We start from the raw sequence: 15,849 nt of genomic DNA, 5'->3' as shown, positions 1-15,849 counted from the left end.
ACGATCCTCACGGGCTTCCTGGGTGCCGGGAAATCCACGCTGCTCAACGAGCTCCTGGAAAGCGAGGCCTTTGCGGACACCGCCGTCATCATCAACGAGTTTGGCGATATTTCCATCGATCACGATCTTGTTCGGGTGAACAAACGCGAAATGATGGTGACGACCACAGGCTGCCTCTGCTGCACGGTCGCGAGCGACATCAGGACTTCCCTGTTCGAACTTTACGACGCTGTGGAGAGCAAGGCTGTCCCGCCGTTGAAGCGCGTGATCGTCGAGACGACCGGGCTGGCCGATCCGGCTCCGATCATCAATCAGGTCACACCGGGCGGTCTTCCGGCAGCGGGGTTTCGGGATCATGTCGTCGCAAGGTGCTTCCGGCTGTCCGGCGTCGTCTGCGCAATCGATGTAACGACGATCGAAGCGTCGATGGAGCGGCACTTCGAATGCATGAAGCAGGTGGCGTTTGCGGACTTCGTCGTGCTCACCAAGACGGACGTTGGCCCAGAGCCCGCAGAACGTCGCCCTATTTCTGAACTGGTGCAACAGATCCGCAAGATCAATGCGGCGGCTCCCATCGTGGACCGTCACGGGGCTGAATTCGAATTCGCCACTGCGTTTGCGCCGCGCGGCTACGTTCCCTCCGAGCAGGGGGCCGATGTTGAAGGATGGTTGGCTCTCGAGCAGGCGTTGGCCGAGCAAGAACAAGCTCACGACAATGTCGCGGGCGTAAGCCGCCATGCGGCGGCGGGCATCCAAACTCTGGCGTTGCTGGAAAGCCGTCCTGTATCGGCACGAAACCTCGCAACGTTCATTGAGCTGCTCAACGCCGTGGCCGGCCCGCAACTGCTCCGTCTCAAGGGCCTTGTTGGACTCGAAGACGATCCGGATCGGCCCCTGGTCGTGCACGGCGTTCAGCATGCGATCCATCAATATCGGCTGCCGGCCTGGCCGTCGGACGATCGTCGCACGCGAATGGTCGTCATCACCCACGGCATCGATGAAGCGACGGTCAAGAACCTGTTCACGACGATAACTGGCCTTTCGACGCGCGCAAAAGCGGAACTGGTGTTGACTGCCGCTGGCTTGAGCCTTCTTGGCGTGGCGCTTGTCGCCGGACTCTTGCTCATCTTCCACGAGCGCGCCACCGCCCAGTTCGAACCCTCTGCCGTGATCCACGATGTACCGAACCCCAAAAGCTGAAAAGGACCAAGCATGAACGACACGATTTCACAAACACCGGTCACCGTCCTCACCGGGTACCTGGGCGCGGGGAAGACGACTTTGCTGAACCGGATCCTGACCGAGACCCATGGCAAGCGCTATGCGGTGATTGTGAACGAGTTCGGCGAGGTCGGAATCGACAACGATCTGATCGTCAACGCGGACGAAGAAATATTCGAAATGAACAATGGGTGCATCTGCTGCACCGTTCGAGGCGATCTCATCAGGATACTCGAAGGGCTGATGAAGCGGCGCGGCAAGTTCGACGGGATCATCGTGGAGACTACCGGGCTTGCCGATCCCGCGCCGGTAGCACAAACATTCCTTATCGATGACGACGTTCGCCGCAACACGAAGCTTGACGCGATCGTCACGGTCATCGACGCAAAGCATCTCCTCGGAGAGATCGACCAGGCCCACGAAGCGCAGGAACAGATCGCATTCGCCGACGTCGTCTTGCTCAACAAGACGGATCTCGTCTCGGAAGCAGACCTCAAGCTTGTCGAGGCAAGAATTCATTCAATCAATCCTTATACCGTCATCCATCGCACGGAGCGCTGCGCGCTCGACCTGGAGAAAGTCCTGGATCGCAACGCGTTCGATCTCAACAGGGTTCTTGAGTTCGAGCCGGGCTTTCTCACGGAGGCCCACGACCATGAGCACGACGCCCACGTCAAAAGCCTGTCATTGACGTCTCAGACGCCTCTCGTTCCCGCAAAATTTCTTCCCTGGATGCAGGAGACCGTTCGTCAGTTCGGGACGGATATTCTGCGGCTGAAAGGAATCATTCAGTTCCAGGATGACCCCGATCGCTTCGTTATTCAGGGCGTGCACATGTTGCTCGAAGGAGACCATCAGCGCCCTTGGAAACCCGATGAGCCCAGAACAAGCCGTCTGGTCTTCATCGGGCGCAACTTGCCGGAGGATATTCTCAAGGAGGGCTTTAGCCGCTGTCAAAGTCCAGGTCATTGATGAAATGCGCAGCGTGGCAGGAGACTAGGTTCCCTGCCATGCTGGGCAAGACCCGGACAACGCGAACTTCGAGAGGCTGATCGTGTCAAAGACTGCTTTTTCCTTGGGCCGACGTGTCCAAAGAACCGGCTATCCTGAGGCAGTTCAGCACCTCAAGCTGCAGACGCAGAAGCTGCTCGGCTTGTCGGATGGTGTGACGATCTCGGTGTCGGAACTTTCCTGTCGTGAGGCAGGGTGTCCCGATGTCGAAACTGTCGTTGCGATTTTGAGAGAGGGCGAAAAGCCAACCATCGCTCGCGTTCATAAGCCAATTCCAGATGTCAGTCTCCAGGAACTGCAAGCAGCATTCGAGCTGGCGCTCGTACCCAAACGACCGGGTGAGCCATGAGGTGTCTCCGCGCAGCCGGACTAGTCACGAACAAGATGAACATCAGCATGATGGCGGCGCTCATCATGCTTGGCGCTCTCACGCACGCATGCGCCGCCGATGGCAAGATCGCAATTGTAGCGGCTGAGAACTTCTACGGCGGCGTCGCGCAGCAGATCGGGGGTGATTCGGTCTCGGTCACCAGTATATTGAAGAACCGGGATCAGGACCCGCATCTGTTCGAGACCTCCCCTTCCGTCGTTCGCGATGTCGCCGCCGCGCAGGTCGTCATCCAGAATGGCGCCAACTACGATTCATGGATGGAAGGGCTGCTCAAGGTCACGCCGAAACCTGGGCGCGTTCTGATCATGGTCGCCGACCTCTTGCACAAGAACGCCGGGGACAATCCGCATCTGTGGTACGACCCTGCGACAATGCCTGCGGTCGCAAAGGCGGTCGCCCAAGCGTTGAAAGCTGCTGACCCTGCCCAGGCGGACAATTACGAGGCGCGGCTGAAATCCTTTCTTGCCTCGCTCCAGCCTCTCGACGACAAAATCACTTCCATTCGGAGCAGATATGGCGGGCTCCCCGTCACGGCCACAGAACCGGTCTTCGGCTACATGGCGGCCTCGCTAGGTCTGACGATGCTCGACCAAAAATTTCAGCTCGCGGTCATGAATGATACCCAGCCGAGCGCCAGTGACGTCGCCGCGTTCGAACAGGATCTGAAAATGCACAAGGTACGCGTCCTGTTCTATAACAAGCAGGTTTCGGATAACATGGTACAGCGTCTGGTCGGTATTGCGCATCAATCCGACGTTCCAGTCGTGGGGGTGACGGAAACCGCGCCGGCCGGGCTTTCATACCAGGATTGGATGCTGACACAGCTTGAAGCGACCGAGAAGGCGCTGGCCGGAAACCGCTGATGAACGTCATCGAGTTCGATCGCGTAACAATTGAAATTGGCGGTCAGGTCGTCCTGGAGAACGCCAGCTTCGCGATCGAACCTGGCGAATTCATCGGCGTCCTCGGTCCCAATGGGGCCGGCAAAACCACGCTGATGCGCGCCATCCTTGGCCTGTTGCGGCCAAGCACGGGAACTATCCGGGTGTTCGGCCGTACCCCGCAGCGCGGCGATGCGAATATCGGGTACGTTCCACAGGTGCGCACGGTCATGCCGGGTTTGCGCGTGCGTGGCTTCGATTTCGTCGCAAGCTCGATCCGCGGCGATCGGTGGGGTCTGCCCACACTTGGGCGCGCGTACCGCAGGACGATTGACGAGACGCTCACGGCGGTGGGCGCACGCGACCTCGCCGATCGTGCGCTCTCGGACATGTCGGGCGGCGAGCGTCAGCGTCTGCTGCTGGCTCAAGCGCTGCTCGGCGAACCGAGACTGCTGCTGCTCGATGAACCCCTGATCAGCCTTGATCAGCGTCATCAGGAGTCGATCATCGAGCTGATTGGCCGCTTCGTCCGCGACCGCAACATTACGGTGTTATTCAGCGCGCACGAGCTCAATCAGCTGATCGGCGCACTCGACCGCGTGCTCTATCTCGGCAACGGCCATGCTGCGCTAGGGACCGTGGCGGAGGTGGTGACGGCACCGGTGTTATCGAAGCTGTATGGCGCGGATATCGACGTCGTGCACGCCGATGGACACATCTTCGTCCTGTCGCGAGGCCGCAACATCGAGCGCTCCGGCCATCTGCATGATCATCCTGCTCATGATCGTGCACGCCATGCTTGAATACGATTTCATGAGAAACGCTTTCGCTGCTGCCGGAGTTGCAGCTGTGGTATCGGGTTTGGTGGGCTATTTCCTCGTGCTGCGTGGGCAAACCTTTGCCGGACACGCACTCGGGCATATCGGGTTCGCGGGCGCCACCGGCGCAATCCTGATCGGCGTGCCACCGGTTTGGGGGCTTGTCGGCCTCACGGTCGCCGCCGGTGTCGGTATGGGAATGATGGGCGAACGCGTTAGCGACCGCGATGTCGCCATTGGCGTAGTCTTAGCGCTGTCGCTCGGCTTTGGGCTTTTGTTCCTGCACTACTATACGTCCTTCGCGGCCCAAGCCACTTCGCTGCTGTTTGGCAATGTGCTCGCAGTTGACCGTCCGACGATCGCGGTCCTTGCCGGGCTGGCCCTGATCACGGTGGCCGCTCTCTCCGCAATCATGCGGCCCCTCATTTTTGCCAGCCTGCAGCCGGAACTCGCCGAGGCCAAGGGTGTGCCGCTGCGCTTTGTTTCCACCGCCTTCCTGGCAATCGTCGCACTGGCGGTGTCGGAGAGTGCCCAGATCGTCGGCATTCTCCTCGTATTCAGTCTTATGGTGGGTCCGCCGGCAACCGCGCAACTGCTCGTCGGCGGGCTTTGGAGCGGAATTGCGCTCTCGGTCGGTCTTGCTTTGGCCGAGGCTTGGGTCGGGATCGCCATCGCCTATTATACCGATTGGCCCGTCAGCTTCTGCATCGCATTGCTAAGCGCGCTAGCCTATTTCGTCAGCCGCGGCTGGGCGGCCTACCGATCTCCCAATGCGCAGGTCCAGGCTCCGAGAGAGCCGGTATGAGGGGAGCGCGATCAATGAGCATTGTCTCTCCCATCCGCGTCTTCCGAAGTGCAGCGAAGCAGAAGCCCGTTCAACCTGTTGGGCGCAGGTTTCTTGTCGGTCTGGTCCTCGCGAGCCTTGGCGTAAGTACATCTAGTTCGGCGACGGAGTGCAATGGCAAGCCCGATGCGCTCGGCACCAGTCGCATCATCGCCGTCGACCCGAAGGACCATCCGCGGATCGGCACCATGCAATATCCGGAAACGCTGCCTCTCGCCGACCACGAGGTCGTCATCACCTTTGATGACGGGCCGTCGCCGCGATACACGGACCGTGTCCTTGAGATACTCGCTTCGGAATGCGTCAAAGCGACGTTTTTCATGGTTGGCCGGATGGCGGCGACCTTTCCGGACGAAGCCAGAAAGGTTGAGGCTGAGGGGCATACCATTGGGACGCATAGCTTTAGTCACCCGTTCACTTTCGGAAGAATGACGGAAAGTCAGGCAGGCCGGGAAATCGACGGAGGAATCGCCGCAGTCGGGACTGCGCTCGGAAGTTCGGAGGAAATCGCTCCCTTTTTCCGGGTGCCGGGCTTGTTGACCTCTGAGCGCACTGAGGCCGCGCTCGCCTCCCGCGGTCTCATGACGTGGAGCGCGGACGTTCCGGCCGACGACTGGTTGGGAATAAGCAGCGCCGAAGTCGTGAAACGGGCGATTTCGAGATTGGAAGCGAAGAGCCGGGGCATTCTCCTTCTTCACGATATTCATGAACGCACTGTTGGGGCACTTCCGGACCTTTTGAGCGAGTTGAAGACGAGGGGATACAAGGTGGTGCAGGTCGTCGCGGCCAATGCGACGATCGCAAAAACCGAAACAACTTCCGAACAATGGCGGCTGCCTCCTGCTCGAGCTGTTGGAGCAGAGGAGAACGTGCCGGTCGCTGAGGCGCCGCTGTCAGCTGCGGCACCGGTGAAAAAGGCCGCGGCGTTACGGCGGATCGAAGGAAGCTCAGGCTGCTTAGGAGGCGCGAAGGGCTTCTGACGAAACTCGCAGCGCGTCGCCGGCGCGGGATCTGAATTTTATGTTTGAGAATTAACGCTTGCGCGACCGCGTCAAACCAAATTGCAACCTGCTCGTGGCGGGAGTTTGCGCCGCACTGTCGCTCAGTTTTGCGAAGGCGGTGTTTGCCACGGAATGCAAGCCGCGCCACTTTCGCGCGCCTTATTTTGTCAAGAGTATGGGCGTCTGCGATTTCGACCTGGAGACTTTGAGCTTTGCCGGCACGCCCATGCAGCAAGCCAAATGTCTCATGCGCGGCATGGATGCGAGCAGGAATCTCGGCCCGCCCGTCGAAAGTCTGCCGTCCGGACTCGCACGACGGATCGGCAAAATCACGGACTTGCCCTCGCGCGAAGCGCTGACCGCTTATCTCTCAAGGCAGGACCTGGAGGTTGAGTTTGGCGCCCATCTGTGGGAGTCGTTATCGCGGGCCCGCAACAACGATCCCGATGCGCCCATGGCACGGTACTTCGTGATCCACGATACCAGCGGGCCGAATTACGGCCGCCGCGCATTTCCCGACAACATCGATACCGGGCGACTATACGAAAATCTCGCTTATTATGCTTGTTCGGATGGCTGGGGACGCGCCCATGTCTTCATTAATCGCACCGGCGAAATGCTGCTGGCGCACGATTATTCGATTCCCTGGCGGGAGACCAAATTCGAGCAAGCGGCCGAGTTTGGCGGGGCCCTGCAGGGGCTGTTCCTGCATACCGAGATGGTGCAGCCGCGAGGTACTTCCCCGGGACATGGCGTGCGCAATGATGCGCGTACTCCCGATCCGGCTTTCACCACAGCACAATACGACCGACTGGCTTTGCTCTACACCATCGCCAGCGTCCGCCGAGGGGACTGGCTCGTGCCTGCGTTTCACGCCGCCATCGACGCCGACATTCCTAACGGCCACGATGATCCCTTGAACTTCGACATCAACAGCTTCGCCAATAGTCTTGACCAGCTCCTCTCCAAGCTGGAGTAGTGCGGGACAATTCAGGCGACCTCTACGCCACCGGCTCTTGAAACTTCAACAGCCGGCCAGCATTGGCCATCACCAACAAAGTGCTGAAATTGTGAAGCAGCGCCGCAATGATCGCACCGCTGGCGCCCATGACGCCGGTCGCCGCCGCGGCCACGATCACGACCGTCCAGCCAAGCCCGACGGCGACATTGACATAGATGGTACGGCGACAGCGTCGGCTCAGACGGATGCAGGTCCCGAGCCGGCGCAGATCATTGGTCATCAGCACCAGATCGGCGGAGGCCAACGCAACGTCGCTGCCACGCGCGCCCATGGCAACGCCGACCGCGCCGACCTTGAGCGCGAGCGAATCATTGATGCCATCGCCAACCACCATTGGACGATAGCCGGCGCCAATCTCGTCGAGCACGCAAGCCATCTTCTCGGCCGGAAGGGCCTCGGCGCGGACGTTTGACAGGCCCAGAACATCGGCAATGCGGCGGGCGACCGACATGCGATCTCCCGTCAGCAGCACCTGCCGCCGAAGACCGAGCTCGCGGAGGTCTGCGATGGCCTCTGGCGCCTCCGGGCGAGGCTCATCCGCCATCAGCATCCAACCGAGGAATTTGTTGCCGCGAGCGATACCGGCGATCGGACCGTCGTGGTTCGGCTCAGACGAAACGGCGATGCCGAGTTCATCGAACAACTCGGCGCGACCAAGTGCGACCGTGTCCCCGCCCAGCCGTCCGACCACGCCGAGACCATGCGTTTCTTTGACGTCATCGAGTTCGAGCTTTGCGTTCGTTGCAAACCGAACGAGCGCCCGACTGACCGGGTGATTGCTGGCGCCCGCCAGACTGCCGGCCAATGTAGCGAGTTCGTCCCGGCTGACGCCGGACTCCGGTCTCGCATCGACGACCTGCAATTGTCCCAGCGTGACGGTCCCGGTCTTGTCGAACACGACCGCATCGACGGTCGCGAGGTTCTCCAGGAATCCCGCGCCCTTGACCAAGATTCCGTGACGGCTTGCAACAGCGATCGCGGCGATTGACGTCGCCGGCGCGGCGAGCACCAGGGCGCACGGACAGGCTGCGACCAGCACCGCCAGCATTGCCACCGTACTGCTGGTCAGAAACCAGGTGCCGGCGGCTGTCAGCAGCACCAGCACCATGTAACGTCCGGCATAGCGTTCGAGCAGCCGGGTAATCGGAGGCTTGGCGTTCTCGGCCTCCTGCAGCAGGGTTATCACACGGCCGAGGGTCGAATCCTGGCCAACCCGCGTGAGCTTCACGAGCAGATGACCGTCGACATTGATCGAGCCACTGAACACCTCGCTGCCGGGCTGCACTTCGACGGGAACGGATTCTCCCGTGATTGAAGCCGTATCCATGCTTGACTTGCCGGTTTGAACTACGCCGTCGGCGGGGACGAGATCGCCAGCGCGCAAATCGATCAGATCGCCGGCCTGCAACGATTGCGTGGTCACTTCTTCGAGTTCCCCACCCGGCAGCACGCGGCGCGTCTTGACCTGCGTCAACCGGCTCAGCGCCCGGATCGCCTCTTGCGAACCCAGCAGTGATCGCTCCTCCAGGATGTGTCCGAGAGTCATGACCAGGGGCAGCAATGCCGCCGTCATGAGATCTCCAGCCGCCCAGGCCGCGACCAACGCCAGGGCGATGAGCTGGTCTGTTATGCCGTGCAGATCCGGATAGCGCAGGCTCTCCCAGGCTGCCGAGAGCGCGGGGATGGCGACCAGCAATGCCGCAACACCGGCAACCAGCTCGGCGACTTCAGCCTGGCTCGGCGCCAGGAACAGCAGTCCGGCCGAAAGGATCAGACATCCGCCGGCAATCAGCGAAAGAACAAGCCGCACGCCAAGGGAAATCTGTTCAGATCGGCTGAGCAGGCCCTCGCTCGGCGTGGCGGCGTCGTTTGCGGTCATGGTTTCTGCGGTCATTGCGGCGTCGTCCCGGGCAGTATCAGATGAAGTCCGCCGCTCTGGTCCACCGTATCGACGCGAGCGGCCTTCGCCAATATGGCGCCGATGCGGTCGATATAGATCCGTCTGGCGAGTGTCATGCCGGAAAATCCAGGCGATCCCCGCGCAAGGGCGTTAATGGCGGCCGTGCGCACCTTTGCTTGGGTCGTTTTCTCCGCCGCTTTAGCATCGGCATCCGTGAGAATCCGATCATGCTCTTGATTGGCGCTGAGCGCCGTGGCGGCCGCATCTGTGCGAGCCTCGGCAATGTCACGCTCGGCTTCCTGCGAGGCGACCAGCACCCTGTCGAAGGCATCCTTGGCGCCGTCCGGAATCGATGCCGCGAGATCGACCCGGCTCACCGTGATGCCGAGACCGGCGCCCACGCCGCTGAGATCTCCGAGCCGGTGATTGATCGCGTTCATCAGATCTGAGCGTAGCCTCTCGCGGCCGGCGCGCGCGGCGGCATTCGAACCGGTAGCCAATTCGGGGCGTGCGACCAATATCGTATCCAGATCGCGCGCTGCGCTGACGGAGACAGCGCTGGCGACGAACAAACGCTGCAGGGCAGGCCCAAGGTGCTCGCCGGTCAAAATATAGGCGGCCGGATCCACGATCTGATAGAACAGCGTAGCTTCCAGATGCACCACACTGGCATCACCGCTCAACAGGAAGGCGCCATTCATTCGGGCGTTGTAGTAGAAGACGTGTTTGGGATTTGAGCCCGGCTCGAAGCTGTCGATCCGGAATTCGATTTGCCGGTCGGCTGATGGCAGGATGACAACCTGCTCGATCGGCCGCGGCCATGCGAACAATAGTCCGGCCGGTTGTTGACGCTCGACCTTTCCGAATTGGTAGACGATCGCCCGGCTTTCAGGCGGCACCTGCCGAATGCCCGACAATGACCAAACGACTGCCGCGAAGCAGACGGCGAGGAACAGGAATCGGAATGCGATCTTGGCGGATTGAGCCCATGCTCCTTCGGGTTCGGCACCTTCGCGTATATCGGATACCGTCATTGGCGGCTTCCTTGCGTAGGTTGTGCCGCGGGCGCGGCCGCGCTCGGTGGCCCGTCGACCAGAACCCGGAACGGCGCGGCATCGGTGCGCAGAATCAGCCGTGTATTGTCGCCCACCACCGTGTCCAGGGTGTCGAGGGATCGAAGCAAATTGTAGAGCTCCGGTGCACTGCTGTAGGCCCGACCATAGATGTCGGCCGCTTCGAGACGTGATTTGGCTTCGACTTCGGATGCATCCTGCTTGGCCCTGGCGCGCAGAACGCGCGCATCGCGATCGGCGTTCGATGCGATTTCGGCAGCCGCGCGCCGGCCCTCGGCCTGCCGTTCGGCCGCGACGGTTTCGCGCTCGGCCCGCATGCGCGCGATGGTGGCATTCAGGGTTTCTGCCGGCAGGGTCAGACGTTCGATGCCGACTTGCCGAACGGTCACGCCGTAGACCTTCAGCGCCTGCTCATCGAGACGCTCACGCAGGCGGCTCTCCAATGTGGTCAGTTGAACCTTGGCGGGATTGGTATTTATCAGATCGGCGAGATCGAAGCTCGCGGCTGCGATTTCCAGCGACGAGCCGACGAAGCTTCGCAATTGCTGCGCGGCCACATCGGGCTGGTTGCGAACGGCGCGCAGGAATTGCCGGATGTGGTCGGGCTCGGCCGGCACTTGCCACGCCACATAGGCCTGTACCAGGATACGCAGGCCGTCGCGCGTTCCGACGTCCTGCAGGCCGCTCGATGTGGTCCGCAGCCGCAGATCGACATCGATCGTGCTTTCAAACGGCGCAGGCATCTTCCATGCGACTCCGGGTGCGGTGAGCACGTGGATCGGATCGCCGAAGCGGGTCACCACGATCGCATCGCCTGGACTGACCAGAACGAGGCAGGCGCTGGCGACGGCAGCTGCGACGATCACGAAAGCGACCGCGAATCGTCCGTAGCGCGCGAACAGTCCCTGCTGCCGACGATCCTGCCCATGTCCCGATCCATGCCCCGAATGGTCGTCGTGATCATGATGGTGATGACCATGACCATGGTGATGACCGTGGTGATGATGCCCGAATATCATGGCTTTGATCCTGGTATCGGTGTGGACTTTGGTGTCGTGAATTCGTTGTCCTCGTCTTCCGGATCGTTATTTCTGTCGGAGGGCGGCGCGACGTCATTTTTCCCCGAGGGCGGGAGGACGTCGCGGGTTGCGGCATCAAGGCTACGCAGATCGACAGTTGGCGCGTTCTGGCCGTTGAGGCGGTGATCGACGACGATGATGTCGGAGCCGGTAAGGGCAACGACCAAGCGTTCGAGCCACCGCTCGAGAAGGAATGCCGCGCTGTTGCGCTGCGCTGCCTCGCGATCGGCATCGAACAGCACGCTCTCGCTATTGGCCCCGCCAACAAGCTGAGCGGCCGCCGCGACCGCACCGTTGTGAACTGCCGTTGCGTTCGTCTCGGCCGACTTGAGGGTTTGGATCGCTTTTGCCTTTTCTTTCGAAACCTGCGACGTGGCGAGAATCTCGGCGGCCTGCACGTTGTGGTATGCGTTGGCGGCCCCCGGAGGCGGGTGGATCGCCTCGACCACCACCGCAATGGCCTCGATGCCGCTCGACATCTGATCCAATTGTTCCTGCAACGCGGTGCGAAATTCATTGGCAAAAGCTTCGCGGTTTTGACCGAGCACGTCGAGCAATGTGTACCGCGCGAAATATTGCACCAGGAGCCGGCCGGCTACGGCGCGGATGAAAGTCGTCGGCTCAGCGACTCGATAGACGGAGTCGATCGCAGCGGCGTCTGACGGCCCGATCCGGTAGACTATGCGCAAGTCCGCATCGGCGATTTGGAAGCTCTGCCGGCCGCTCGCTTCGCTCGCGATCAGGTAGCTCTGCTCGGACGGATGCGATGCATTCCACAGACGATCTGCGCTGGGCGGCGCCGGGGCCTCGTCGCCCACCGAATTCTGCTGCTGACCGACGCCGGCGCTGGGCTGCTGGAAATCGATCGAAGCGTCGCCAGGCGATATCGCGATCGGAATGTCGTGGATGATGCCAAGCTCAACCCCACGCATCACGCCCATCGGCCATGGAAGATGAAAATGCAGTCCGGGCCCAAACACGGCGACGGGTACACCCAACCGTTCGTAAACCGCGCGCTGAGTGAGGCTGAGCGCTGTAACTCCGGTTAGCCCCCAGGCCATAAGGGCCATCCCGGCCGCCACTGGCAGCATTGCCCTTTGGATGAAGGCAAGCGCCCAGCTGCGCGACAGATCAATGCCGAACTGCTGACGCACGGCAATGTTAAAGGCGTGGAAGTTGGGTACGGAGAAGCGGAGCAGTCCGGCCACACTGCTGTCTGCAACCGATCGCAATCGTTCGATGGGCGCGAACGGGATGAAAAACATCGCCATGCTGCGCAGCATCAATTCGAGCGCGATGACAACAATCAACAGGCCCAAGGCAACATAGATCCAGATCGCCCATGGGAATCCGAGCGAGAGCAGGACCATCGATATGCCAAGACCAAGGCATGTGGTGAGCGGGACCCTTAGCAACCGATTGAGCTGCGGCGCCTCCGGCAGCATCTCGGCCGGGATCGCCGCGTAGGAGCGCTCCAGCACCAGGAGCGGGAATGCCGCGACGAGCAGCACGCCACTCAGCACTTGTCGAGGCAGCGGGTCGGCAATGCGCATTGGCGGCGCAAGCCAGCCAACGATGACACCGCCAGCCGCCAGGCCGCCGAACAGCAGGACGACAAGCGTCGCCGGCCAGTTCGCCAGAGAGGCTGCGCTTGGCATCAATAATGCGCGCACAACGCCAAGACGACGCCTCAATCGCTCGCTTCTGGCCCAGTGCGGTACGGCCGAAACGGAGTTTTCCGCTTGCGCGACCCCTTGGCGGTCGGACTCCAGCAAGTGGGCACGGATGGAGGCGACAATACCGGCCGAGAGAGATCCCGCAGCTGCGACCAGAAGCGCCGCTCCCACATAGGCGAATGCCGACGGAATGACGAGATAGAAAGATCGATAGAGATGTGGAGGCGCGTAGACCGGCGGCGCGTAGACCATCCCAATCAAGCCCAACCCGATTGATGCAAAGATCGCACCGATGATCAGCAGCGCGCCAACATACCGCTTGGCATTGTTGAAATGCGGCAGCTCGGCCAGCATCCCGGGCGCCTTTCCGAGTTCGCCCGCCGATCGTTGCATGCGGTTCGCCTTGGCAGGAGATTTCATAGGGATTGCATCAAGCTCTTGTTGGCGAAGAACGGCAAGCGAGCGCTGTTCAGTCGTCGCGGCCGGCTGGCACCCGAAGTCGGGATTGCGCACGAAGCGTCAATTCATCCTCGCCGATTGATCGAGCAAACCCCGGGTAGACCGAGGCATACTCAAATGCTGGCGACGAGCCGAGCTGGCAATGAGCTAAGCGATAGGTGGAGCGCGGGCTTGAAATGAACGCCAGACTTGTGTCGATGGCGGCTGGACCGGTGTTTCCAGCAGGCGAGCACGGCGGATCGGTATCGGCTCGACAAGCACCGGGGGGAGGGACGGTAGCGCTGTCGCGACGAGCGCCACGCTGGCGCAGATCGGACAACTATCGTTCGTGGCTGGATGATGGTCCTGATCGGCCGGACCCGCCGGCACGTGCTCCGTATCCGATATGAGTTGCGTCGCATCGGATACAGGTGGTGGCAGTCCGAGATCGTGTCGATGGATATGGCCAAACGAAAGAACCATCTGCACCGCCAGCGCAAACAGCGCCAACTGCGTGCAAGATCGAAGTCTCGATCGGAGCCATTTCATTATTTCAAGCCGCCGTGCCCATTACTTACTGATCGATTCCTGTTCGACGAAGTCTACACATTTTTCTGCGGACGAAGATATATCCACGAAGCAGTCAAATGTATCTGATCTGAATGCGTTGCTCATTTGACAGCCAAATCAGAGCTGTCTTAGACAGGTTAGCTCTAGTCTTTTCCTGAAGAAAGAGCATTTCTGAGGTGTCCAAAATGGCAGATTTCCCATTGCCATCGCCGATCAATGCCTGGTTCTATCGAAGTTTTTTGCCTGGCGCCGCATTCACCTGTTTCGGCGCTCGACTGAGCATTCGGGCGCTCAGGTCGCGAACGAATCCGGTTCAGGCGGCATTTGCGCAGCGCTTCGCCGCTCATGCCATCTGACTAAATAGCGGACCTGATCTGGCCCTGCCTGATGGCTGGAGAACAGCAAAGGAAAGCTGCGCAATGCTCTCGACACAGTCATCGTAGCGATTGACGAGGCCAACCACTGCATCGTCGTCTGCGATAACGAGAATGACTTTGTTGACGTCGAAATCGTCAATCCTCTCCGGAAGGTGACCTGATAGCCGACCAATCAGCATCTGAGCCATTCGGCCATCGGCTTTGGATAATCAAGTATGGGATAGTGTCTTGAAAGCCTTGCCGACTATCAGCTCACCTTGTCCCAGATGATTTCCTAGCGTGTTGATTTTTTGGCTCTTCCGGCTTGCTGGGGAGTACCATCCAACGCCGTCAGGCTGCTGAAACAGCAATTTGAGATGGTTGCGCGTCCGTGATCTGAATCTACTGGGACTTCGCGATCGCGGGGTAGGGCGGAGAGTGCGGGCGAGCGTGCTCCTTCAACGACGTAACGCCATTGTTGACCTAGTTGGACATCGATTGCTGGAGTTAGACCAAACTTGCCCATGATGGATTGGAGCGAGAATTCAAGTATTTCAATTGATTAGAGGGCGTCGTGTGCACGACGTGTGCACCGGGAGATCAAGAAAAATCTCATCAGGTCTAGGTGTTTGATCCCGGACTTTACTGGTGCAGTATTTTCCATTAAATAGAAGGATGCACTATAGGCTAGGTTCTTCATGGCGGCGCAACAACGACTGAGGCAATCCGTCGAGCAATACAAAATAGTCAAGCGAGCCTGAGAGAGATACTCTACCGTCTGCCGTTCCAACGTGGCGCCCCGCGATCTCGACCTTTCTCGAAGACCCTTCGATCGTCGAGGTGATGCTCAACCCCGACGGTCGGCCCTGGATCGATCGGCTGTCCGGCGGGCTGGAAGATAGCGGACGAACGATGTCCGCCGCCGACGGCGAGCGGATCGTGCGCCTGATCGCGCACCATATCGGCGCTGAGGTGCATGCCGAGACGCCGCGCGTCTCGGCCAAGCTTCCCGAGACGCGGAGAGTTTCGAGGGGCTTCTTCCGCCCGTCGTTGCGGAGCCGGTCGCCAGACAAGCTTGCCATCGAGATGGTCAAGACTCCCCGCTTCCGCGGCTATAACAGGGCCGGCTTCGGGCCGGCTTCGAGCTTACGGTGCAACATCCTTGGCTCGCTGGACGTCAAGACGATCCTGGTGGAGCGTAACGAATTCACCTCGGACTTGCCGCGAGCACTGGTCGTCGACGACGAATACATGCGCGTGCTCGATAAACTGGGTATTCTTCCAGTCATGCGCGACGATATCGCCGCGCCTTTCGGAATCTTCTTCTATTCATCGCGGGGCCGCCGATCGTCAGAATTGATCCGTTCATGACGCCGAACGGTTTTGGCACGCGAACCGACATTGTCCAGCCTGTTTTCGAGAAGATACTGCTGTCGAGAGCCCAGCGGTTCGAATGCGCGGACGTTCAATATCAGACAACAGTCACAGGGCTCGGGGAATCACTGACGGTTCATGCTGGCTGATCTCACGAAAGACTGGTTGGGGAATTAGGCCGGATTAAATCTTGGA

15 protein-coding genes and 1 pseudogene are annotated in these 15,849 nt (G+C 60.4%); 10 read left to right on the top strand and 6 right to left on the bottom strand.

The annotated features are described in order from the left end of the window. From YUA_RS46220 to YUA_RS46200, 8 genes are all read left to right on the top strand, one after another. On the top strand, positions 1-1,200 hold a 1,200-nt coding region (locus YUA_RS46220), incomplete at its 5' end, for a GTP-binding protein (protein ID WP_051383590.1). Between the two features lie 12 nt (positions 1,201-1,212). Then, on the top strand, positions 1,213-2,193 hold the full coding sequence (locus YUA_RS0136660) for a GTP-binding protein (RefSeq protein WP_027535119.1): 981 nt from the start codon (positions 1,213-1,215) through the stop codon (positions 2,191-2,193). Positions 2,194-2,275: 82 nt separating this feature from the next. Further along, on the top strand, positions 2,276-2,581 hold the full coding sequence (locus tag YUA_RS50595; protein WP_156947528.1) for a nitrate reductase: 306 nt from the start codon (positions 2,276-2,278) through the stop codon (positions 2,579-2,581). 35 nt (positions 2,582-2,616) lie between these two features. Next, positions 2,617-3,486, top strand: coding sequence for a metal ABC transporter solute-binding protein, Zn/Mn family (locus YUA_RS0136650; protein ID WP_027535117.1), 870 nt, complete (start codon positions 2,617-2,619; stop codon positions 3,484-3,486). Beyond that, positions 3,486-4,307, top strand: a complete 822-nt coding sequence (locus YUA_RS46215; RefSeq protein ID WP_051383589.1) for a metal ABC transporter ATP-binding protein — start codon at positions 3,486-3,488, stop codon at positions 4,305-4,307. The genes YUA_RS0136650 and YUA_RS46215 overlap by 1 nt, the downstream gene beginning before the upstream one ends. After that, the gene (locus YUA_RS46210; RefSeq protein ID WP_063627844.1) at positions 4,270-5,127 is read left to right on the top strand and encodes a metal ABC transporter permease; all 858 of its coding nucleotides are present in this window, start codon (positions 4,270-4,272) and stop codon (positions 5,125-5,127) included. Before YUA_RS46215 ends, YUA_RS46210 begins: the two co-directional genes overlap by 38 nt. A 14-nt stretch (positions 5,128-5,141) precedes the next feature. Then, a complete protein-coding gene (locus YUA_RS46205; RefSeq protein WP_084293107.1) occupies positions 5,142-6,146 on the top strand; it encodes a polysaccharide deacetylase family protein in 1,005 nt (334 codons plus the stop codon). 58 nt (positions 6,147-6,204) lie between these two features. Continuing rightward, positions 6,205-7,146: a hypothetical protein gene (locus YUA_RS46200; protein ID WP_051383587.1), complete on the top strand. Its 942-nt coding sequence runs from the start codon at positions 6,205-6,207 to the stop codon at positions 7,144-7,146. 22 nt (positions 7,147-7,168) lie between these two features. On the opposite strand, the gene YUA_RS0136625 is transcribed toward YUA_RS46200, so the two are convergent. From YUA_RS0136625 to YUA_RS0136600, 6 genes are all read right to left on the bottom strand, one after another. Next, positions 7,169-9,082, bottom strand: coding sequence for a cation-translocating P-type ATPase (locus tag YUA_RS0136625; protein WP_027535116.1), 1,914 nt, complete (start codon positions 9,080-9,082; stop codon positions 7,169-7,171). Continuing rightward, on the bottom strand, positions 9,079-10,005 hold the full coding sequence (locus tag YUA_RS0136620) for an SPFH domain-containing protein (RefSeq protein ID WP_198029571.1): 927 nt from the start codon (positions 10,003-10,005) through the stop codon (positions 9,079-9,081). Before YUA_RS0136620 ends, YUA_RS0136625 begins: the two co-directional genes overlap by 4 nt. A 113-nt stretch (positions 10,006-10,118) precedes the next feature. Further along, entirely contained in the window at positions 10,119-11,180 is a 1,062-nt protein-coding gene (gene hflC, locus YUA_RS0136615; RefSeq protein WP_027535114.1) for a protease modulator HflC, read from the bottom strand. After that, complete coding sequence (locus tag YUA_RS46195) at positions 11,177-13,429, bottom strand: SPFH domain-containing protein (RefSeq protein WP_156947526.1); 2,253 nt, start codon at positions 13,427-13,429, stop codon at positions 11,177-11,179. Before YUA_RS46195 ends, hflC begins: the two co-directional genes overlap by 4 nt. A gap of 93 nt (positions 13,430-13,522) precedes the next feature. Further along, the gene (locus tag YUA_RS52870; protein WP_371259937.1) at positions 13,523-13,903 is read right to left on the bottom strand and encodes a DUF2946 family protein; all 381 of its coding nucleotides are present in this window, start codon (positions 13,901-13,903) and stop codon (positions 13,523-13,525) included. Between the two features lie 364 nt (positions 13,904-14,267). Continuing rightward, the gene (locus YUA_RS0136600; RefSeq protein WP_027535113.1) at positions 14,268-14,489 is read right to left on the bottom strand and encodes a hypothetical protein; all 222 of its coding nucleotides are present in this window, start codon (positions 14,487-14,489) and stop codon (positions 14,268-14,270) included. Positions 14,490-15,084: 595 nt separating this feature from the next. On the opposite strand from YUA_RS0136600, the pseudogene YUA_RS49260 reads away from it, so the two are divergent. Further along, a pseudogene (locus YUA_RS49260) lies at positions 15,085-15,341 on the top strand (P-type conjugative transfer ATPase TrbB); the annotation flags it as partial. Positions 15,342-15,366: 25 nt separating this feature from the next. Beyond that, entirely contained in the window at positions 15,367-15,651 is a 285-nt protein-coding gene (locus YUA_RS49255) for an FAD-dependent monooxygenase (protein WP_084293106.1), read from the top strand. Positions 15,652-15,849: the final 198 nt, after the last annotated feature.

It is taken from the genome of Bradyrhizobium sp. WSM3983 (assembly GCF_000473045.1).
Lineage (GTDB): Bacteria > Pseudomonadota > Alphaproteobacteria > Rhizobiales > Xanthobacteraceae > Bradyrhizobium.
Note: the sequence above shows the minus strand (reverse complement) of the source record. Positions and strands in the feature narration are given on the sequence as shown.